The sequence below is a fragment of the Nocardia sp. NPDC051981 genome (assembly GCF_040680715.1).
Taxonomy (GTDB): domain Bacteria; phylum Actinomycetota; class Actinomycetes; order Mycobacteriales; family Mycobacteriaceae; genus Nocardia.
Map to the genome: position 1 here is coordinate 50,290 of NZ_JBFAXK010000022.1, position 18,248 is coordinate 68,537.

An 18,248-nucleotide genomic window follows, 5' to 3' on the forward strand; every position below is an offset into this window, starting at 1 on the left:
GGATTCGCCCCGGCCCGAAGGGCTTCCAGCCGGTGCGTGCCGGCCGATCGGCGCCGGGCAGCTCTGTCAGCTGGGAATGCGGCTCGGTCAGATCAGAACGCGGTTGTGGACTCGCTCGACGTGGTCGGCCCAGGGGCGGCGGCGGTCTTCGGGGGTCATGGCCAGCAGGGCGTGGAGTTTGTCCCAGGCCGCGGCGCCGGATGGCGTCCAGACCTGCATCCACGCGCCTGCGATGGACGGTAGCGACATGCTGGTCATGTACATCTCGAGTTCGCCGATGGCGAGGTTGCGGATGATGCGGGTGCGGCCCAGCGGGAGGGCGACGTCGTTACGCGCCCAGAGTTCCGCGAAATGCGGGCTCGCCGAGACCATGTCGTCGATGAATTCCACCCATTCGGGGTCGCCGAGGTTGCGGGCGTACGCGGCGCGCAGGTAGCCGACCATGCGGGCCAGGTGGTCCGGCTCCGAGTGTGGCGGGTAGGGCGTGCAGCACTCGTCGGCCAGGAAGACCTTGCGCAGCACGTTCCGGGAGCCGCTCATGAACGTCGGATACATCGTCGCGTAGGCGGTATTGCAGGCCAGCACATCGTATTTGGCGCTGAACAGGGCGGCGGGCAGCGGGTGCATGTGGTCGAGGATGATCTGCACCTCCTCGGGCACCAGCTCCTCGGTGATCGGCGTCGGCGCGGTCGGGACGTCGGCGAGCCGGTACAGGTGCGCGTGCTCCGCGCCGTCCAGGCACAGCGCCCGGGCGATCGCATCCAGCACCTGGACACTGCAATTGATGTCGCGCCCCTGCTCGAGCCAGGTGTACCACGTGATCCCCACCCCGGCCAGCTGCGCCACCTCCTCACGCCGCAGCCCCGGGGTGCGCCGGCGGGCGCCCGCGGGCAGGCCGACAGCCTCCGGGCGGATACGCGCCCGCCGCGACTTGAGGAACGTCGACAGCTCCACCCGGCGCACCTTGCGCACCGACCGCGAATCACCGTTGCGCACGGACGCTTCGGTAACACTCGACTCGATGAGATCGCCGCATCCCGCTCCTGACACCATGCCTCCATGGTGGCGGTAATCGCTAAGGGTATCCAGGTGGTGCCAGTACCCGTATAAACAGACTCCTGTCCGCCGTTTCGGCCGCCGCGCACGCTGATTCCCATGACACAGAGCCTGACCCAGTCTCCACCCGCGGCGGCTCCCGCCCCGGTAGCCGTCCGACGTCCCCTCGCAGTCCTGACCGTCATCCTGCTCGGCCAGTTCATGGCCGTACTCGACGCCTCCATCGTGAACGTCGCCATCCCCTCCATCCGAACCTCCCTGCACGCCACCGGTTCCGGGCTGCAGCTCATCGTCTCCGGATACGTGATCGCGTACGCGGTGCTGCTGGTGACCGGCGCGCGGCTGGGTGACCGGTTCGGGCAGCGCACCCTGTTCGTCACCGGACTGGCGCTGTTCACCCTCGCCTCGCTGGCGTGCGGGCTGGCCTGGAGTTCCGGGGCGCTCATCGTCTTCCGGTTCCTGCAGGGCGTCGGATCGGCGGCCATGGTGCCGCAGGTGATGACCATCCTGCAGCGCTCCTTCACCGGACCCGCCCGGGCGCGGGCGCTGTCGGCCTACGCGACCGTCATCTCCGGCGGCATGGTCGTCGGTCAGATCCTCGGCGGCCTCATCGTGAGCAGCGATATCGCCGGAACCGGCTGGCGCGGTGTGTTTCTGGTGAACGTGCCGATCGGCCTGGCACTGCTCGCCGCCGCTCCGCGCATCCTGCCGGCCGTCACGACCGGCGTGGACCGCAAACTCGACCTGGCCGGTCTGGCCGTCCTGACCGGCTCGGTGCTGGCGCTGGTCGTGCCGCTGGTGCTCGGGCACGAACAGGATTGGCCGCTGTGGACCCGAATCGCCCTGGGCGCGTCCGCTTTCGGCTTCGGCGCCTTCGCCCTGGTCGAGCGCTGGGTGCACCGCCGCGGCGGGGAACCGCTCTTCGCCGACCGCGTGCTACGGGCCCCCGGCCTGGTGCTCACCGCGGCCACCCTGTTCCTGGTCATGTGCACCTTCGGCGGCTGGGTCTTCGTCCTCACCATCCATCTCCAGTCCACCCTCGGCTACAGCGCTCTGCACGCCGGACTCCTGTTCCTCCCCAATGGCGTGACTTTCGGCCTGGTGAGCCTGAATTGGACCCGCATCCCCGCCCGCTTCCACCGCGCGATGATTCCCACCGGCCTGCTGATCGCCGCCCTGACCACCATCGTCATGGGCCTGCAGATGCGTGGCGGCCGCGACATCGGCGCGCTCGAACTGACCGTCTTCGGCGTGATGGGCATCGGATACGGCCTCGCCTTCAGCCCCCTCATGGCCCGCGCTACCAGCAGGATCCCCCTCGCCCTGGCCGCCGACGCCAGCGGCATCCTCGTCACGTGCGTCCAATTGGGCGTCGTGATCGGCGTGGCTGCCTTCGGCACCGCATTTCTCACCCTCGCCGGTTCCACCGCCCTCTCCGCTGCCTCCGCCGTCGGCGCCACCGCCACGGCCGAGGGCATCACCGTCCTGGTCGCCGCGGCCCTCGCGGTCAGGGCCGCCCGCTGACGGCTCGGGATTCGAATCAGCGGTCGACGAAGCCGGATTCGTAGGCCAGGATCACCGCCTGGGTGCGGTCCCGGGCGTCGAGTTTGGTGAGGATCCCACTGACGTGGGTCTTGACGGTCTCGGCTCCGATGTGGAGTTGGTCGGCGATTTCCCGGTTCGACAGTCCGCGGGTCATCAGCAGGAGAACGGTTTCCTCACGGTCGGTAAGGCCGGCGCGAACGAGTTGCTCACGGGCGCGGGGATTCCCGCGCCCGTGAGCGAGCGCGCGGACGGCGGCGGGATACAGCAGCGAATCCCCGACTGCGACAGTCCGTACCGCGTTGGCGATTTCGGCCGGGCGGGCACGTTTGAGAAGGAACCCGTCGGCGCCGGCGCGCAGGGCAGCGTAGACATAATCGTCGTTCTCGTACGTGGTGATCACCAGGATCTTCGGTGGCCGCGCCGTGGAACGCAGGATGGCGCGGGTGGTCTCGATGCCGTCCATCAACGGCATTCGCACATCCATGGCGATCACATCGGGGTTCAGCTGTCTGCACAGCGAAACGACGGTCACGCCGTCGGCGGCCTCGCCGATCACCTCGATGTCGGGCTGAGCGTCGAGGATCGCGCGCAGGCCCGCGCGAGCGAGTGGTTCATCGTCGACGAGCAGAACTGTCACCGGCATTCGATCACCCTCGAGCCTGGACCGGCAGCTCGACCCGCACCCGCCACCTGCCGTCCTCGGCACCCAGCCGCACCGATCCGCCCAGCAGTTCGGCACGCTCGCGAATGCCGCGGAGCCCGGTTCCGGCGCCGGCGGATATCGGGCCGATCAGCTCGTTGGCGATATCGAGGTCGAGCCGGTCCGGCCCGGACAGCACCCGAACCTCGATCGGCACCCGTCCGGCATGGCGCATGGCATTGGTGATGGCCTCCTGCAGGATTCGGTAGCCCTCCCGCGAGACCGGACCCGGAATCCGATGCAGCGGACCGATTACGGCGGCGTCGACCGTCGCACCTGCGGACCGGGCTGCTTCGAACAGCCGCTCGGCGTCCGCGAGGGTCGGTCTCTCATGGATCGGACGGTGGGGCTCGCGCAGCACGAGCAGAACCCGATCCAGATCCTCCAGCGCGGCCCGCCCGGTGTCCTCGATGGCGGTCAGAGCGCGTTCGGTGAACTCGGGGTCACCGGCCGCTCGCGCGGCGCCGGCCTGCAGGACCGCGGCGGTCAGGGCATGGCCGATCGAATCGTGCAGTTCGCGCGCGATCCGATTGTGTTCCAGCAGTCGCTCGGTGCTCTCCTCCAGGGCTCGCAGCCGCTGCGCGGCGGACGGCGCCAGCAGCGTGCGCGCCGCGACGGTGACCAGGTCGCCCAGGCCGATGACGACGATGCCGAGCAGAGCGATGGTCACCGGTATCAGCAGCCCGAACCACCAGTGCGGGTGCGTGATTCGCACGATGGCGTCGTGGGCGGGCGGGCTCCCGGTCGCCGCGCGCACCAGGTCCCGGGTGAGCAGCACGGCCGGCACACACGTCGCCAGCAGGATCACACTCAGCCCGAGCCGGACTTCCAGCCACAACACGGTCCGCCATCGATCCGACCGGTCCACCGAACGGGTGGCCGTGATCGAACGCTGGGGCGCACCGTGTTCGCGGTTTACCAGGAACAGCTGTGCCTGCAGACCCTCCGCCAGGCGTGTCGCAGGGATCAGCCCGACCGGTACGGCGAGCGCCGCGGGCAGGTACCAGTGGGTGCGGTCGATATACAGCCACAGTGCCACGATGGCGAGCGGCAGCGCCAGATGCAGCCCGCGCGAGTACGTCACCGGATCGGAAAACCGTGACGCGACCGAACTGATCATGGCTTCATCGTGCCAGCCGCCTCCCGGGGCTCGGCTCCCCCGAATTGGGGAGACGATTCACCCGGCAGCGGGAGGACACGACCCCGATGCGAAACCAGGCTGAGGTCCATGACCACCATCGACCTTCACGAGCTCACCAAGGACTACGGCCCGAAGCGGGTGCTGGACCGGGTCACCTGCTCGGTGCGGCCGGGCCGGGTCACCGGTTTCCTCGGTCCCAATGGCGCAGGCAAATCCACCACGATGCGGCTCGTGCTCGGCCTCGATCGGCCGACCTCGGGCCGTGCGACGGTGGCCGGTCGCCCATTCACCGACGCGCGCCGTCCACAGCGTCTGATCGGCGCACTCCTCGACCCCTTCGCGATGCATTCGAGCCGGACCGCGTTCGCACACCTGTCGGCACTCGCCGCCGCGGAGGGGATTCCCCGCCGGCGCGTGGACGACGTGCTGGGAGCAGTCGGTCTCGAGACGGTGGCCGGCAAACGGATCAGGACGTTCTCGCTGGGTATGCGTCAGCGGCTCGGGATCGCCGCCGCGCTGCTGGGCGATCCGCCGATCCTGATGCTCGACGAGCCGTCCAACGGACTCGACCCGGAGGGCATCATCTGGCTGCGCAGCACTCTGCGCAGCCTTGCCGACGAGGGCCGGACGGTGTTCGTCTCCAGCCATCTGATGACCGAAACCGCCTCCTTCGCAGACCATCTCGTGGTGCTGGGTCGGGGCAGGGTCCTCGCCGACACCGGCCTCGACGACTTCATCGATCGCCATGCCCGGCCGCGGGTCCGGATTCGCACCGACTCCCCCGAACCGTTGCACACCGTGCTGACCGACGCCGGCTTCGATCCTGTCGCGGGCGATTCGGGGCGCTGGTATGTCCACGGGGCCCGGGTCGACGCGGTCGGTCCACTGCTCGTCCGGGCCGGGGTCCCGGTCCTCGAACTTGCCGACGAGTCAGGAACTTTGGAGCAGGCGTACCTCGCTTTGACGGCGGATGCCACCGAGTTCGCAGCCTCCGCTTCGACCCCGGCGACACCGGAAAAGGTGATGTGACAATGTCTTTCACAGCTGTCCTGCGCTCCGAATGGATCAAGGCCCGATCGCTGCCGGTGCTGAGCGGCCTGGTCGCACTGATGTTCGCGGCCACCGTGGGGTTTTCGCTGACCGGGACCGCCAGCCTCGGCAGGCACGATGCGGGCAAACCGGGTTTCGATGCGCTGCTGATCTCGTTCTACGGAATCAATTTCGGTCAGCTCGCCGCTATCTGTGTCGGAGCCGTCTGTGCGGCAGCGCAGTTCAGGAGCAACGGAGCGCGCATCTGGTTCGCGGCGGTACCGCGGCGCGGCCTGGTCTATTCGGCGAACCTCATGGTGATCGGCGCCAGCACGCTACTGGCCGGTCTGCCGACCGCGGCGCTGTGTTTCTTCGTCGGGCAACCACTGCTGGGAGAGCAGCGGGTGCGGGCCGAGGATCCGGCGGCGTGGCGCGCGATCATCGGCTGCGCACTCTATCTCGCACTGATCGCACTGTTCGCCGCCGGCCTGGCGACCGTGTTCCGAAACGCTATGGCCGCCATGGGAATTCTCGTACCCGTGGTCCTGCTGCTGTCGTTCACTCTCGGCGACGTCACCCGCGACGGCGGCCTCATCCAGTTCCTCCCCGACCGGGCGGGCAGGCAGGCACTCGTCCATACCCCCTCGGGAACCCTCGGCCCCTGGACCGGCCTCGCCGTCACCGGCGTCTGGGCGGCCGCCGCGATATGGGCCGGATGGGAGACCCTGCGCCGCAGAGATTTCTGACTTCAGCAGCGCAACGCCTCGAAAAAAGCACGAAACCCGCGCCGGTCGGCGCGGGTTAGGTGTTGTGTCGGCTCCTAGATGGCGCGGACGTTCTGCGCCTGCGGACCCTTCTGGCCCTGGCCGATCTCGAACTCGACCCGCTGGCCCTCGTCGAGGGACTTGAAACCGGAGCCGGCAATCTCGGAGTAGTGGACGAAAACGTCGGGGCCGCCGCCGTCCTGCGCAATGAACCCGAAGCCCTTTTCGCCGTTAAACCACTTCACACTGCCTTGCGACATTCTTTTTAAATCTCCCTGTTGCGAGCCGAGCGATCACATCAACAACCCGTGCTCGCTACCAGCATGTCACACTCCCGCAAGCTGGTCAGCAACGCCCCGATCAGCGGCGTCCCACGTGCCGACGGCGACGGCCTCCGCACCGGGCACGGGAAGCAACATGGCAGTGCACTCGACCTGCGGTCTGCTCCGAATTGACATCCCGGCATATATGAAATGCCATAGTTTCAAAGTGATCGACGGAACCATGACCACCAGAATTGGCCGTCGCCACACCGGCACCAGCCCAAGAGTGCGAGCCCTATGACGGCTGACACACCGCTTCGATGTCACGGTCGAGACGCGGGTGGCGTCTCCGTGCATGTCCGATCGATGCGGGTAGCGAAGGAGCGTTGTGATGAAGGCCCTGATCGTGTGTGTTTCGGTGTCACATGGCAATACGCGGCGGGTGGCGGAGGCCATGGGCGAGGTACTCGAGGCCACGGTCCTGGAACCCGAGCAGGTCGAGGTGAGCTCACTCGGGGAGTACGACCTGGTCGGGTTCGGATCGGGGATCTTCAACCAGATGTTCCACCCCCGGCTGCGCGGGTTCGTACGGTCGCTGCCGAAAGCGGAGCGCGGCAGGGCATTCGTGTTCGCCACCAGCGGGTTTCCGCCGCAACTGTGGCCGATGACACGGCTGGTCCGGCGCGCGGGGTTCGACATGGTCGACACCTTCTCGGTTCGCGCGTTCGACACCTGGGCTCCACTGCGAGTGGTCGGCGGCGTCAACAAGGGGCGGCCGGATGCCGGTGATCTCGAGGCGGCGCGGGCCTTCGCCCGCGGACTGTGAGCACGACGACGCCGAACAAGCGCGCTCGAGTCTGTTTTGGATCCGGAAAGACCCGGGCGCGCAGGGCTTTTCAGCTGACCGCGAAGGAGAAGGTGGGTGCGGCGCCCGCCCCCTTGGTCGCGTCGTAGCTGACCGCATAGGAGCCGGTTGTCGACGCGGGGACCACGAACACGACGACATTGTCCGCCTTGTCGATGGTTTGGTTGCGGTTGAGCAATTCGTCGATGGGGCCGCGGATATCGGCCACCGCACTCTGGCCGTCCGGCGCCTTGATGCCGAAGTACTCGTAGAAGACGTTCAGCCCGCCCGCGGCGATGCCGGAGCCGCCGACCAACTTGATGCGCAGGGCGACCGGCGAGTCCGGGCCACAGCGACATCTTATGCACTGAATTGCATAATACGACTCGTCCCAGTTACCCTGGCGGGATGGCCCTCGAACACGCGCTGCTGGTATCGCTGACCGAACGTGCCAGCTCGGGATACGACCTCGCGCGCCGTTTCGACAAATCCATCGGATTCTTCTGGAACGCTACCCACCAGCAGATCTATCGCGTGCTCAAGCGCATGGACGAGCAGGGCTGGGTCATCGCGGAGACCGTGGCCCAGGAGGGCCGCCCGGACAAGAAGGTCTACACCGTCTCCGACGCCGGCCGGGCCGAACTGATCCGCTGGATCGCCGAACCCGCCGATCTGGAACCCATGCGCAACGAACTCGGCGTGAAGCTGCGAGCCGCCTCCCTCGGTGATGTCGGCGCGCTCACCGCCGAGGTGCAGCGCCACCGCGACCAGCACGCGCACCGGCTCGACCTGTACCGCACCTTCGAGAAGAAGGACTACCCCGCGCCGGACCAGCTCACCGGCCCCAAGCTGCATCAGTACCTCGTCCTGCGCGGCGGCATCCGCGTCGAGGAGGGAATCGTCGACTGGTGCGAGGAAGTACTCGACGCCCTCGAGCGCGACTCAGCCCGGTCGCAGGCGTCCGAACCGAAAGGCTCTCAGCGATGAGCGCGTACCCGCACCTCTTCGAACCCCTGGACCTGGGATTCACCACGCTGCGCAATCGCGTGGTCATGGGTTCCATGCACACCGGCCTCGAGGATCGGGCCTGGCACATCAACCGGCTGGCCGCCTACTTCGCCGAGCGGGCCAAAGGCGGTGTCGGACTGATCATCACGGGCGGCTACGCCCCCAACCGCACCGGCTGGCTGCTGCCCTTCGGCGCCAAGCTGACCAACAAGACCGAGGCCTACCGGCACCGTGCCATCACCAAGGCGGTGCACGCGGAGGGCGGCAAGATCGCGCTGCAGATCCTGCACGCGGGCCGCTACTCCTACATGCCGACCAGCGTGTCCGCCTCCGCCATCAAGGCCCCCATCAACCCGTTCAAGCCCCGCGCGCTCTCGTCCAAGGGCGTCGAGGAGACCATCGACGACTACGCGCGCTGCGCCTACCTGGCCAAGTTCGCCGGGTATGACGGCGTCGAAATCATGGGTGGTGAAGGCTATTTCATCAACCAGTTCCTGGCCGAGCGCACCAACAAGCGCAAGGACAAGTGGGGCGGCTCGCCGGAGAACCGCCGCCGCATCGCGGGCGAGATCGTGCGCCGGGTGCGCAAGGCGGTCGGACCGGACTTCATCATCGTCTTCCGCCTGTCCATGGCCGACTTCGTGGAGAAGGGCCAGACCTGGGACGAAATCGCCGCCGTCGCACAGGATGTGGAGGCCGCCGGCGCCACCATCATCAATACCGACATCGGCTGGCACGAGGCCCGGGTGCCCACCATCGTCACCTCGGTGCCGCGTGCGGCGTTCGTGGAGTGGACCGCGAAGGTCAAGGACCTCGTGAACATTCCGGTGTGCGCGTCCAACCGCATCAATATGCCGGAGACCGCCGAGGAGATCCTCACCCGTGGCGACTCCGACCTGGTGTCGCTGGCCCGCCCGCTGCTCGCCGACCCGGACTGGGCGCGCAAGGCCCAGGACGCGCGGGGGGACGAGATCAATACCTGCATCGCCTGCAACCAGGCCTGCCTGGACCACGCCTTCCAGGCCAAAACCGTGTCGTGCCTGCTGAATCCGCGCGCCGGGCACGAGACCGAGCTGAAGCTGCTGCCCACCCGCCGGACCCGGAAGTTCGCCGTCGTGGGCGCGGGCCCGGCCGGACTCTCGGCCGCGGTCAGCCTGGCCCAGCGCGGGCATCGCGTGGACCTGTTCGAGTCCGACGACAAGATCGGCGGGCAATTCGACATCGCCCGCCGGATCCCGGGCAAGGAAGAGTTCAACGAGACCCTGCGCTACTACACCCGGCAGCTCGAAATCACCGGTGTGCGTGTGCTTCTCGAGACCCGGGCCACCGCCGAGCAGCTCATCGCCGGCGGTTACGACGAGGTCATCCTGGCCACCGGCGTGAAGCCGCGCATCCCCAATATCCCCGGCATCGACCACCCGAAGGTGCTCACCTACGCCGAGCTGGTGCGCGACGGCAAGCCGGTGGGCAAGAAGGTGGCGGTCATCGGCGCCGGCGGCATCGGCTTCGACGTGAGCGAATTCCTCACCGTCGAAGGACATCCCAGCCTCAAGCTCGACGAGTGGAAGGAAGAGTGGGGCGTCTCCGACGATCCCACCGTCCCCGGCTTCGTCACCACCCCCAGGCCCTCCCCCGCCGCCCGGGAAGTGGTGCTGCTGCAGCGCAAGTCGTCCTCCTTCGGCAAGGGACTGGGCAAGACCACCGGCTGGGTGCACCGGGCCGCGGTCAAGGCCAAGGGCGTCGAGCAGATCGGCGGCGTCAACTACGAGCGCATCGACGACCGCGGCCTGCACATCAGCTTCGGCGAGAAGCGCCAGCGCCCGCAGATCATCGAGTGCGACAACGTGATCCTGTGCGCGGGCCAGGAATCCGTGCGCGACCTGCACGAGCCGCTGCAGAACGCGGGCGTGAAGGTGCACCTCATCGGCGGCGCCGACCTGGCCGCCGAACTCGACGCCAAGCGTGCCATCAACCAGGGCACCCGGCTGGCGGCGGCCCTGTAATGCCGAACCTCACTCGCCTGGGACTGCCCGGAGACGAGCAGTCCTGGGCGGCACTGGGTTTCACCGTCAGCGGCGGCCGAGTGCAGATCGGCCGCGTCGCCTGCACCCTGGGCGAGCCCGCCTGGGGCTTCGACGAAACCCATGCCGCCCCCGAATCACTCGGCATCCCGTACCTGGAATCGACTACGCCCGAAGCTGATTCCATGCCGGTGCATCCGAACAGCGTGACCACCGTCGATCACGTCGTCTACTGGGTGCCCGATCTGGACGACGCCGTCGCCGATCTGACCGCCGTCCTGGGCGTCCCGCCGCGCCGGCGCTTCTTCCCGCGCGGCCCGGAAGGACCTGAAATGGCCTTCTATCGGGTCGGCGAACCGTTCATCGAGGCCGTGTCCTCCGGCCGCGCGCCCGCCCTGACCGGCGTCGCCTTCCTGTCCCCCGACCTGGACGCCACCGTCGCCGCCGTCCGCGCCGCAGGCGGCCCCATCGGCGACCCCAAACCCGCTGTCCAGGGCGGCCGCATAGCCAGCGTGTGGCACGGTCACCTGAACTGGGGCATCGCCTTCATGGAGCCCAAGCCCCGCAAGTGACCGGTCACGACATTTCCGCCGGAATCCGAAATGACCGATACACCAACCGATTCAGATGGTCGGGAATGTCGTACCACCCTGCCATGATCGCGGAGCACTTGCTTCAACGATCCTGGGGGAGAAATTCTCTATGTCCTTTACTCGTAAGGCCGCACTGGGTGTGGTTGCCTGCACCACCGGCGCGCTGCTCACCGGCACCATGGGCACCGCCCACGCCGACGGCGACCTGTACGGCGCGTTCGCCGTCGCCGAACTCGACTCTTCCACGCACATCGTGGGCCGCTGGAACTTCCCGGACCAGGCCTCGGCCGACGCCTCCGCGCTCGCCGAGTGCGGCTACTCCAACTGCGTGATCAAGCTCCGCTGGTCCAATGGCTGCGCCGCCTACTCACGGCGCGACAACAACCTGTTCTGGGCCCTCGGCGCCACCCGCGCCGAGGCCGAGCGCAATGCCCTCGCCGCCGCCGGTCCCGACCCGAACCCGCTGCTGGTGAGCCTGGGCAGCGCCGAGGCGAGCACCGCGGCGGTCCGCCACTCGGCGTGCACTGCCAACGCCGGCTGACCCGAACCCCTGATGGTGAGCCTGGGCAGCGCGGATCCTGCCCAGGCCAGCGTCCCCATCTGGACGCGCACCGCCTGATCTCGGCAGGCACTTCCTGATCCGCCCGCCGGACACGCGCTGAACGGCGTTAACGCGGGCGTGCGGGTGGGATGGTTTCCCTTTCGTCCACCCCACCCGCACGCCGAGCGCACCATCCGCGTGAACATCGGTAGGCTCGGGTCCCGTGAGCCTGCCTGTACCCACCGCCGACAATCGTGCCGTCGTCACCGGAGCCTCCTCCGGGATCGGCACCGCCCTCGCCGAAGAGCTTGCCTCGCGGGGCTACTCGCTGATCCTCGTCGCCCGCCGCGGCGATCTGCTGGCCGAGCTGGCACAGCGGCTGACCGAGCGGTACGGCATCACCGCCGAGGTGCGCGCGGTGGACCTGTCCGACCGCGATCAACGCGCGCCGCTCGCCAAGGAGCTGGCCGCGCGGGACATCGCCATCCTCTGCAATAACGCCGGTGTCTCCACCTTCGGCCCGCTGGCCAAGCTGGACCTGGACTACGAGCGCGACATCATGGAACTGAATGCCGTTGCCGTGCACGATCTCACGCTGGCGGTGCTGCCGGGCATGCTGGAGCGCCGGGCGGGCGGCATCCTCGTCACCGGGTCGGCGGCGGGCAACATGCCGATCCCGAACAACACCACCTACTCCGCGAGCAAGGCGTTCGTGAACACCTTCTCCGAGTCGCTACGCGGTGAGCTCAAGGGCACCGGCATCAATGTCACCCTGCTGGCTCCCGGCCCGGTCCGCACCGACAACCCGGACCAGGAGGAGATGGGCAACAAGATCCCGGAGTTCATCTGGGTCACCGCCGCCCACACCGCCAAGATCACCATCGACGCGCTCGCCCGCAACAAGATGCGCGTGGTCCCGGGCCTGATCAGCAAGGGTATGAGCCTGGCCGGGCAGTTCGGCCCGCGCTCGATCACCTCGGTGGTGGCCGGCGCTGCCTACAAGAAGCTCGGCAGCTGATCAGCAAACCGTCAAGATCGGCGGGACGCTCGTAAAGGGGATGTTGCCGGACATTCCGGCCCCCGGAATCGGGCGTAGTCCTGGTGTCGGCCCCGCATGAGAGAAAGCGGGGAGCTCTCACCAGGAGACGTCTTGACGCTGCTCGAGATCTTCCCGTCGCTGCGTGACGGGGGCATGGTCCCCCGGCTCGATCCGGCGGTCTGGCCACGCGAAACCCACTACGACGCCGACGGGCGCATCACCGTCGGCGGCGTGGCGCTGGCCGATATCGCCGATCAGTACGGCACGCCGACGTACGTGCTCGACGAGGGCGAGGTGCGCACCCGCTGTCAGGCCTACCGCACTCGGTTCCCCGACGCCGAGATCATCTATGCGGGCAAGGCCCTGCTCACCCGCGCGGTGGCCGAATGGATCACCGACGAGGGACTGTCGCTGGACGTGTGCTCGGCCGGAGAACTGGCGGTGGCGCTGTCCAGCTGGGCCGATCCGGAGCGGATCGTGCTGCACGGCAACGGGAAACCCTTCGCCGAGCTGGAGACGGCCGTGAACTGCCGGGTCGGGCGCATCGTGATCGACTCGCTCACCGAGATCACGCTGCTCTCGGCGCTGGCCGAGCGGCCGCAGCGGGTGCTGCTGCGCGTCACCCCCGATATCGGCATCGACGGACACCCAGCGGTCCGCACCGGCGTCACCGATCAGAAGTTCGGTTTCCCGATCGGCGGGCGGGCGGTGACGGATGCGGTGGATCGCATTGTGCGGCAACCGAATCTGACCCTGGCCGGGCTGCACTGCCATATCGGGTCGCAGATCTACAACACCTTCCCCTACGGCGAGGCGGTGCGGCGCATGATCGCCGAAATGGCCCGCATCCGCGACGAATTCGGCGTCACCCTGACCGACCTGGACCTCGGCGGCGGGCACGCGGTGGCCTACCGCAGCGGCGACGCCGAGCTGAACCTGTCCGAACTGGCCGACATCATCGAGGATTCGCTGGACGCCGCCTGCGCGCGGCACGGCTTCCCGCGGCCCCGCATCGCCCTCGAACCCGGCCGCGCCATCGTGGCGCGGGCGGGCGTCACGCTGTACCGCGTGCTGTCGGTCAAACACGTCGAGCACGGCCACACCTACGTGACCGTGGACGGCGGTATGAGCGACAACCCGCGGGTCGCCCTCTACGGCGCGCGCTACGACGCCGTGGTCGCCAACCGGCATCCCACCGGCCCGCACATGACCGCCACCATCGCCGGACGCTACTGCGAGGCGGGCGACATCCTGGCCCGCGACGTCCGGCTGCCGGCCGACCTGCGCCCCGGCGAGGTGCTGGCCATGCCCTGCACCGGGGCGTACCACCACAGCCTGGCCTCGTCCTACAACGGCGTCGGCCGCCCGCCGATCGTCGCGGTCCGCGACGGCGGGTGCCGGGAGCTGGTCCGCCGCGAAACCATCGACGATCTGCTCAGCCGCGATGTCGGGCGCTGAGCTGAGCTACCGTTTCCGGGTGCCGAAGATGCTGCGGCTGATCTCGCGCCCGGCGACGGTGGCCGCCGACCGCAGGAAGTTCTTGAAGGCGGGATTCTTGACGATCTTCTCGGCCATCGAATCCTCCTGCGGGGCGGGCCTGGCCGCGCGGGAGCCCTTGGCCGCCGCCTCGTCGGCCTGCCGCTGCGCGGTCGCCTGAATCTTCGCGGTCAGGATTTCGTAGGCCGATTCCGCGTCGATGGTGGTCCCGTACTTGCCGTACAGCGTGGAATGCTGTGCGCGGGAACGGATTCCGTCATCTCCGATGGTGTCCATGAGCGAGCGCGGCGGCTGCATGCGCGCCCACGCGACCGGCGTGGGCGCGCCCTTCTCCGACAGCACCGTCACCACGGCCTCACCGGTACCCAGCGAGGTGAGCGCCTTTTCGAGATCATAGGTGGCGGTCTTGGGATAGGTGCGCACCGTCTTCGACAGTGCCGCTTCATCTTCCGGCGTGAACGCGCGCAGCGCGTGCTGGATTCGCGCACCCAGCTGGGAGAGCACCGGATTCGGGATGTCGGTGGGCAGCTGGGTGCAGAAGAAGACGCCGACGCCCTTGGAGCGGATCAGCTTCACCGTCTGCTCCACCTGGTTCAGGAACGCCTTGGAGGCGTCGTTGAACAGCAGGTGCGCCTCGTCGAAGATGAACACCAGCTTGGGCTTGTCCATGTCGCCGACCTCGGGCAGCGTCTGAAACAGGTTGGCCAGCACCCACATCAGGAAGGTCGAGAACATCTGCGGCCGCGCGGCCTGCGCGCCCAGCTCGAACAGGGTGATGACACCCTGCCCGCCCGCGGTGCGCATGAGATCGGCGGGCTCGAGCTCGGGCTCGCCGAAGAAGGTGTCGCCGCCGTCGGCCTCCAGATTCACCAGTGCGCGCAGGATCACACCCGCGGTCTGCACGGAGACGCCGCCGATGCCCTTGAGATCTTCCTTACCCTCCGGGCTGGTGAGGTACTGGATGACCGCGCGCAGATCCTTCAGATCCAGCAGCGCCAAGCCGTTCTGGTCGGCCCAGTGGAAGATCAGGCCGAGGGTGGATTCCTGGGTTTCGTTGAGCCCCAGCGCCTTACTGAGCAGGATCGGGCCGAACGAGGTGATGGTGGCGCGGATCGGCACACCGATCCCCCCGGTGCCGAGGGAGACGAACTCACACGGGAAGCCCTGCGGCCTCCAGTCCGGATCACCGGTCTCCCGGGCGCGGGCCAGCAGCTTGTCGTTCGCCTGCCCCGGCTGCGCCAGACCCGACAGGTCGCCCTTGATGTCGGCCAGCACCACCGGCACGCCCGCCGCCGAGAGCTGCTCGGCGATGCCCTGCACGGTCTTGGTCTTACCGGTACCGGTGGCGCCCGCGACCAGGCCGTGGCGGTTCATGGTCTTCATCGGAATCCGCACCCGCGCATCAGGGTGCACGGTGTCGCCGACGATCACGGTGCCAAGCTCCAGCGCCAGACCCTCCATGGCGTATCCCGCCGCGATCTCCTGTGCGGCGGCCTCGTCCTCGGCGGCCTGATCAGATTCCGCCGCAGCGGTTTTCGTCACGCCGTTGCCCGGCGGAGCCGTCTCAGCCGCCTTGGCCGCCGCCTCCTGATCGGCGGCTTCCTTTTCCGCGGCCTCGGCGGCGGCCGCCGCCTCCGCCGCGATCCGCGCCGCCTCCTCCGCCGCCTTCCGTGCTGCCGCTGCCTTCTCCTGCGGGGTGGTCACTAGCGCATCCTCCGTCTGCTCTGCCAACTGCGACTGCCCTGTGAACTGCTGCCCTGGGAACTGCCCAACCAACATGCCGACCGCTCGTTATGCGGGACTGGTGTGAACGATACTGCCCGGTCGGGCGGCCGAGCGGGCTCGACGCGGCCGGGCCTCCGGGTCGCGGAACGCCGAAGCGTTAGTGTTTGGCGGGTGGACAAGTACGTGGTGTGGATGGACTGCGAGATGACCGGCCTACAGCTCGACAGCGACAAGCTGATCGAGGTGGCCGCACTCGTGACCGACAGTGACCTCAATATCCTCGGCGAGGGCGTGGACATCGTGATCCATGCCGACGACGACGCGCTGGCCGCCATGCCGCCGGTGGTGGCCGAGATGCACGCCCGCTCCGGGCTCACCGAGGAGGTCCGCCGCTCCACCGTCTCCGTCGCCGAGGCCGAGCAGCAGATCCTCGACTACATCAAGCAGTACGTCCCCACCGCGCGCACGGTCCCGCTGGCCGGCAACTCCATCGCCACCGACCGCGGCTTCATCGCCCGCGACATGCCGGCCCTCGACGCCCACCTGCACTACCGCATGATCGACGTCAGCTCCATCAAGGAACTGGCCCGCCGCTGGTACCCGCGCATCTATTTCGGTCAGCCCGAGAAGGGCCTCGCCCACCGCGCCCTCGCCGACATCAAGGAATCCATCCGCGAGCTCGAGTACTACCGCCGCACCGCCTTCGTCCCCGCTCCGGGCCCCTCCACCGCCGAGATCGCCGCCGTAGCCGCCGAACTCTCCACCCCCGCCGAACCCCGCGCAAACCCATCCTGAACAGCCGATTAGGTACTCACGGCGCGGACCGGTTAAGCTCTACCGCGCCGGAAGTTACCGGCAATGGTGGCTGTAGTTCAGCTGGTAGAGCACCAGGTTGTGATCCTGGGTGTCGCGGGTTCGAGTCCCGTCAGCCACCCTAATCGGGCCAGGTCAGAGAGCATTTTCTGACCTGGCCCGAGCTCTTGGACTTGAGTATTTCCAACTTTCACCAAGTTCTGGGCGCAGCTATGCAACCGTGCGGCGCGTCGAAGTTGTTTGGACACTTCATCTTCCAGCTCACGAAGGCCATGTCAACCGGTCCACTGGTCTTCCAACTTTTCACCCCGGCCGATCGTCTCCCTTTCGAATTATTCGAAAGGTCGGCATAATGGAGGCCGACCGCGGGAGGCCGACACGATGACCGAGACACTGAACGAGCGCACGCTGCTGCCGGAACATCCGGATCAGATCGCGGAACTGCGCCGATTCCTCGACACGTCCCCCTCGATCGAGGCAGCGATCCTGCGGTCTCCAGAAGGTGCGATTGTCGCCCTCCCGACCGAGGTCCTCGAGGCATTGCGCCTGGTAGCCCACGCCCTGTCGGAAGGCAAGGCCGTCACCGTCGCACCGCTGCACACCACCCTGACCACACAGGAGGCGGCCGAATTGCTGGGTATGAGCAGGCCGACGTTCGTGAAACTGCTGGACTCCGGCACGATCCCGTTCACCCGGCCAGGCCGACACCGCAGGGTACGACTCACCGACGTCCTGGCCTTTCGCGAATACCGACGCGCCGAACGCGCCGCGGGACTGTCCGAGCTCACCAGGATCTCCGAAGATCTAGGACTGTACGACGAGACTCCGCCGGAGCCACTGAAACGGCACTGAGCCATGCAGCGAGTCTTCCTCGACACCTGCGTCCTCTTTCCGGCACATCTGCGCGACACGGTGCTGCGCCTGGCCGAAGCAGATCTCATCCAGCCGCTCTGGTCAGCCGATGTCCTGGCCGAGTTGCACCGCAACCTCGCAGCGGCGTACGGCGATGACGCGCAGAGGATCGCACAGGTTGACCGGCTGGTCCACACAATGCGGACGTTCTTCCCCGACGCCATGGTCGAGGGCTACGAAGAGCTGACCGAACGAATGGAGAACCACCCCAAGGACAGACACGTCCTCGCCGCCGCGCTCCAAGGAAACGCCGACGTACTCCTGACCTTCAACCTCAAAGACTTCAAGGTCAGACCCATCGGCGACGGATTCCCCGAACTGATCCACCCGGACGACTTCTTGCTCGACATGCTGGACCTGGCCCCCGGCCAGGTCCTCCGACTGCTCCAAACCCAAGTCGCCCAACACAAACGACCCCCGAAGCACCTCCAAGGACTGCTCGACGTGCTCGACCGATCCGGAGTATCGGGCTTCGCCGCCGAAGTGCGTCGGCACCTCGACTGAATCGAAGGCAGAAGACCAGGAAGCGGGGGCACAGTGGTCCGGCACCAGGGCACGGGCCAAAACCACGCTGTCAGATCTTCCCTTCGGGGCCGAGCCAACATCGACGCTTGCTGTCCGCGTCCAGCGCATAGTCGCGGTGGCCGAGCACGGTCAACTCCCACATGAGTCGGTAGCCCGGAGAACCGATCCGTTGTCGAAGGCCGTCGTTGGCAACAAGTTAGGGCAGCGCGTACGAGTCGGGCTTGGACATGCC

19 protein-coding genes and 1 tRNA gene are annotated in these 18,248 nt (G+C 67.8%); 14 read left to right on the plus strand and 6 right to left on the minus strand.

Annotation, left to right across the window (positions count from 1 at the left end; genetic code table 11):
* Positions 1 to 87 precede the first annotated feature (87 nt).
* The gene (locus AB0L60_RS30810; protein WP_364621001.1) at positions 88 to 1,053 is read right to left on the minus strand and encodes a helix-turn-helix transcriptional regulator; all 966 of its coding nucleotides are present in this window, start codon (positions 1,051 to 1,053) and stop codon (positions 88 to 90) included.
* A 102-nt stretch (positions 1,054 to 1,155) separates the two neighbouring features.
* On the opposite strand from AB0L60_RS30810, the gene AB0L60_RS30815 reads away from it, so the two are divergent.
* Entirely contained in the window at positions 1,156 to 2,580 is a 1,425-nt protein-coding gene (locus tag AB0L60_RS30815) for an MFS transporter (RefSeq protein ID WP_364621004.1), read from the plus strand.
* 16 nt (positions 2,581 to 2,596) lie between these two features.
* Here the strand turns inward: AB0L60_RS30815 and AB0L60_RS30820 are convergent, their stop codons facing one another.
* Positions 2,597 to 3,244: a response regulator transcription factor gene (locus tag AB0L60_RS30820; RefSeq protein ID WP_364621007.1), complete on the minus strand. Its 648-nt coding sequence runs from the start codon at positions 3,242 to 3,244 to the stop codon at positions 2,597 to 2,599.
* 4 nt (positions 3,245 to 3,248) lie between these two features.
* The gene (locus AB0L60_RS30825; RefSeq protein WP_364621010.1) at positions 3,249 to 4,421 is read right to left on the minus strand and encodes a histidine kinase; all 1,173 of its coding nucleotides are present in this window, start codon (positions 4,419 to 4,421) and stop codon (positions 3,249 to 3,251) included.
* A gap of 108 nt (positions 4,422 to 4,529) precedes the next feature.
* On the opposite strand from AB0L60_RS30825, the gene AB0L60_RS30830 reads away from it, so the two are divergent.
* Positions 4,530 to 5,471, plus strand: coding sequence for an ATP-binding cassette domain-containing protein (locus AB0L60_RS30830; protein WP_364621013.1), 942 nt, complete (start codon positions 4,530 to 4,532; stop codon positions 5,469 to 5,471).
* Between the two features lie 2 nt (positions 5,472 to 5,473).
* Positions 5,474 to 6,217 (plus strand): hypothetical protein, encoded by a 744-nt coding sequence (locus tag AB0L60_RS30835; protein WP_364621016.1) that lies wholly within the window; start codon positions 5,474 to 5,476, stop codon positions 6,215 to 6,217.
* Positions 6,218 to 6,291: 74 nt separating this feature from the next.
* On the opposite strand, the gene AB0L60_RS30840 is transcribed toward AB0L60_RS30835, so the two are convergent.
* Positions 6,292 to 6,495: a cold-shock protein gene (locus AB0L60_RS30840; protein ID WP_040813159.1), complete on the minus strand. Its 204-nt coding sequence runs from the start codon at positions 6,493 to 6,495 to the stop codon at positions 6,292 to 6,294.
* Positions 6,496 to 6,889: 394 nt separating this feature from the next.
* Between AB0L60_RS30840 and AB0L60_RS30845 the strand changes: the two genes are divergently transcribed.
* Positions 6,890 to 7,324, plus strand: coding sequence for a flavodoxin family protein (locus AB0L60_RS30845; protein WP_364621020.1), 435 nt, complete (start codon positions 6,890 to 6,892; stop codon positions 7,322 to 7,324).
* A 70-nt stretch (positions 7,325 to 7,394) separates the two neighbouring features.
* Here AB0L60_RS30845 and AB0L60_RS30850 read toward each other — a convergent pair whose 3' ends face one another.
* Positions 7,395 to 7,658 (minus strand): hypothetical protein, encoded by a 264-nt coding sequence (locus tag AB0L60_RS30850; protein WP_364621022.1) that lies wholly within the window; start codon positions 7,656 to 7,658, stop codon positions 7,395 to 7,397.
* 92 nt (positions 7,659 to 7,750) lie between these two features.
* Between AB0L60_RS30850 and AB0L60_RS30855 the strand changes: the two genes are divergently transcribed.
* From AB0L60_RS30855 to lysA, 6 genes are all read left to right on the plus strand, one after another.
* Positions 7,751 to 8,329 (plus strand): PadR family transcriptional regulator, encoded by a 579-nt coding sequence (locus AB0L60_RS30855; protein WP_364621024.1) that lies wholly within the window; start codon positions 7,751 to 7,753, stop codon positions 8,327 to 8,329.
* Positions 8,326 to 10,353 carry an NADPH-dependent 2,4-dienoyl-CoA reductase gene (locus AB0L60_RS30860; protein WP_364621026.1) on the plus strand — a complete coding sequence of 676 codons (2,028 nt, stop codon included), beginning with the start codon at positions 8,326 to 8,328 and terminating at the stop codon, positions 10,351 to 10,353. The genes AB0L60_RS30855 and AB0L60_RS30860 overlap by 4 nt, the downstream gene beginning before the upstream one ends.
* Positions 10,353 to 10,943, plus strand: coding sequence for a VOC family protein (locus AB0L60_RS30865; protein ID WP_364621029.1), 591 nt, complete (start codon positions 10,353 to 10,355; stop codon positions 10,941 to 10,943). The genes AB0L60_RS30860 and AB0L60_RS30865 overlap by 1 nt, the downstream gene beginning before the upstream one ends.
* A 130-nt stretch (positions 10,944 to 11,073) precedes the next feature.
* Positions 11,074 to 11,505, plus strand: a complete 432-nt coding sequence (locus tag AB0L60_RS30870) for a DUF4189 domain-containing protein (RefSeq protein WP_364621033.1) — start codon at positions 11,074 to 11,076, stop codon at positions 11,503 to 11,505.
* A gap of 223 nt (positions 11,506 to 11,728) precedes the next feature.
* A complete protein-coding gene (cmrA, locus tag AB0L60_RS30875) occupies positions 11,729 to 12,523 on the plus strand; it encodes a mycolate reductase (RefSeq protein ID WP_354834405.1) in 795 nt (264 codons plus the stop codon).
* A 132-nt stretch (positions 12,524 to 12,655) separates the two neighbouring features.
* Entirely contained in the window at positions 12,656 to 14,002 is a 1,347-nt protein-coding gene (gene lysA, locus AB0L60_RS30880) for a diaminopimelate decarboxylase (protein WP_364621037.1), read from the plus strand.
* Positions 14,003 to 14,008: 6 nt separating this feature from the next.
* Here the strand turns inward: lysA and AB0L60_RS30885 are convergent, their stop codons facing one another.
* On the minus strand, positions 14,009 to 15,772 hold the full coding sequence (locus AB0L60_RS30885) for a helicase HerA-like domain-containing protein (protein WP_364621039.1): 1,764 nt from the start codon (positions 15,770 to 15,772) through the stop codon (positions 14,009 to 14,011).
* A gap of 165 nt (positions 15,773 to 15,937) precedes the next feature.
* Here AB0L60_RS30885 and orn point away from each other — a divergent pair, with 165 nt between their 5' ends.
* The 4 genes from orn to AB0L60_RS30905 all read left to right on the plus strand — a co-directional run bounded on the left by orn (position 15,938) and on the right by AB0L60_RS30905 (position 17,995).
* Positions 15,938 to 16,561, plus strand: a complete 624-nt coding sequence (gene orn / locus AB0L60_RS30890) for an oligoribonuclease (RefSeq protein WP_364621042.1) — start codon at positions 15,938 to 15,940, stop codon at positions 16,559 to 16,561.
* Between the two features lie 66 nt (positions 16,562 to 16,627).
* Positions 16,628 to 16,700: transfer RNA gene (locus tag AB0L60_RS30895), tRNA-His, on the plus strand.
* Positions 16,701 to 16,960: 260 nt separating this feature from the next.
* Positions 16,961 to 17,431 carry an excisionase family DNA-binding protein gene (locus AB0L60_RS30900; protein ID WP_364621045.1) on the plus strand — a complete coding sequence of 157 codons (471 nt, stop codon included), beginning with the start codon at positions 16,961 to 16,963 and terminating at the stop codon, positions 17,429 to 17,431.
* Between the two features lie 3 nt (positions 17,432 to 17,434).
* Positions 17,435 to 17,995: a PIN domain-containing protein gene (locus tag AB0L60_RS30905; RefSeq protein ID WP_364621048.1), complete on the plus strand. Its 561-nt coding sequence runs from the start codon at positions 17,435 to 17,437 to the stop codon at positions 17,993 to 17,995.
* Positions 17,996 to 18,248 lie beyond the last annotated feature (253 nt).

Excerpts from the sequence above, each read along its gene's own strand:
- AB0L60_RS30810 (WP_364621001.1), bottom strand. The coding sequence starts at position 1,053 with ATGGTGTCAGGAGCGGGATGCGGCGATCTCATCGAGTCGAGTGTTACC.
- AB0L60_RS30815 (WP_364621004.1), top strand. The coding sequence starts at position 1,156 with ATGACACAGAGCCTGACCCAGTCTCCACCCGCGGCGGCTCCCGCCCCG.
- AB0L60_RS30820 (WP_364621007.1), bottom strand. The coding sequence starts at position 3,244 with ATGCCGGTGACAGTTCTGCTCGTCGACGATGAACCACTCGCTCGCGCG.
- AB0L60_RS30825 (WP_364621010.1), bottom strand. The coding sequence starts at position 4,421 with ATGATCAGTTCGGTCGCGTCACGGTTTTCCGATCCGGTGACGTACTCG.
- AB0L60_RS30830 (WP_364621013.1), top strand. The coding sequence starts at position 4,530 with ATGACCACCATCGACCTTCACGAGCTCACCAAGGACTACGGCCCGAAG.
- AB0L60_RS30835 (WP_364621016.1), top strand. The coding sequence starts at position 5,474 with ATGTCTTTCACAGCTGTCCTGCGCTCCGAATGGATCAAGGCCCGATCG.
- AB0L60_RS30840 (WP_040813159.1), bottom strand. The coding sequence starts at position 6,495 with ATGTCGCAAGGCAGTGTGAAGTGGTTTAACGGCGAAAAGGGCTTCGGG.
- AB0L60_RS30845 (WP_364621020.1), top strand. The coding sequence starts at position 6,890 with ATGAAGGCCCTGATCGTGTGTGTTTCGGTGTCACATGGCAATACGCGG.
- AB0L60_RS30855 (WP_364621024.1), top strand. The coding sequence starts at position 7,751 with ATGGCCCTCGAACACGCGCTGCTGGTATCGCTGACCGAACGTGCCAGC.
- AB0L60_RS30860 (WP_364621026.1), top strand. The coding sequence starts at position 8,326 with ATGAGCGCGTACCCGCACCTCTTCGAACCCCTGGACCTGGGATTCACC.
- AB0L60_RS30865 (WP_364621029.1), top strand. The coding sequence starts at position 10,353 with ATGCCGAACCTCACTCGCCTGGGACTGCCCGGAGACGAGCAGTCCTGG.
- AB0L60_RS30870 (WP_364621033.1), top strand. The coding sequence starts at position 11,074 with ATGTCCTTTACTCGTAAGGCCGCACTGGGTGTGGTTGCCTGCACCACC.
- AB0L60_RS30900 (WP_364621045.1), top strand. The coding sequence starts at position 16,961 with ATGACCGAGACACTGAACGAGCGCACGCTGCTGCCGGAACATCCGGAT.
- AB0L60_RS30905 (WP_364621048.1), top strand. The coding sequence starts at position 17,435 with ATGCAGCGAGTCTTCCTCGACACCTGCGTCCTCTTTCCGGCACATCTG.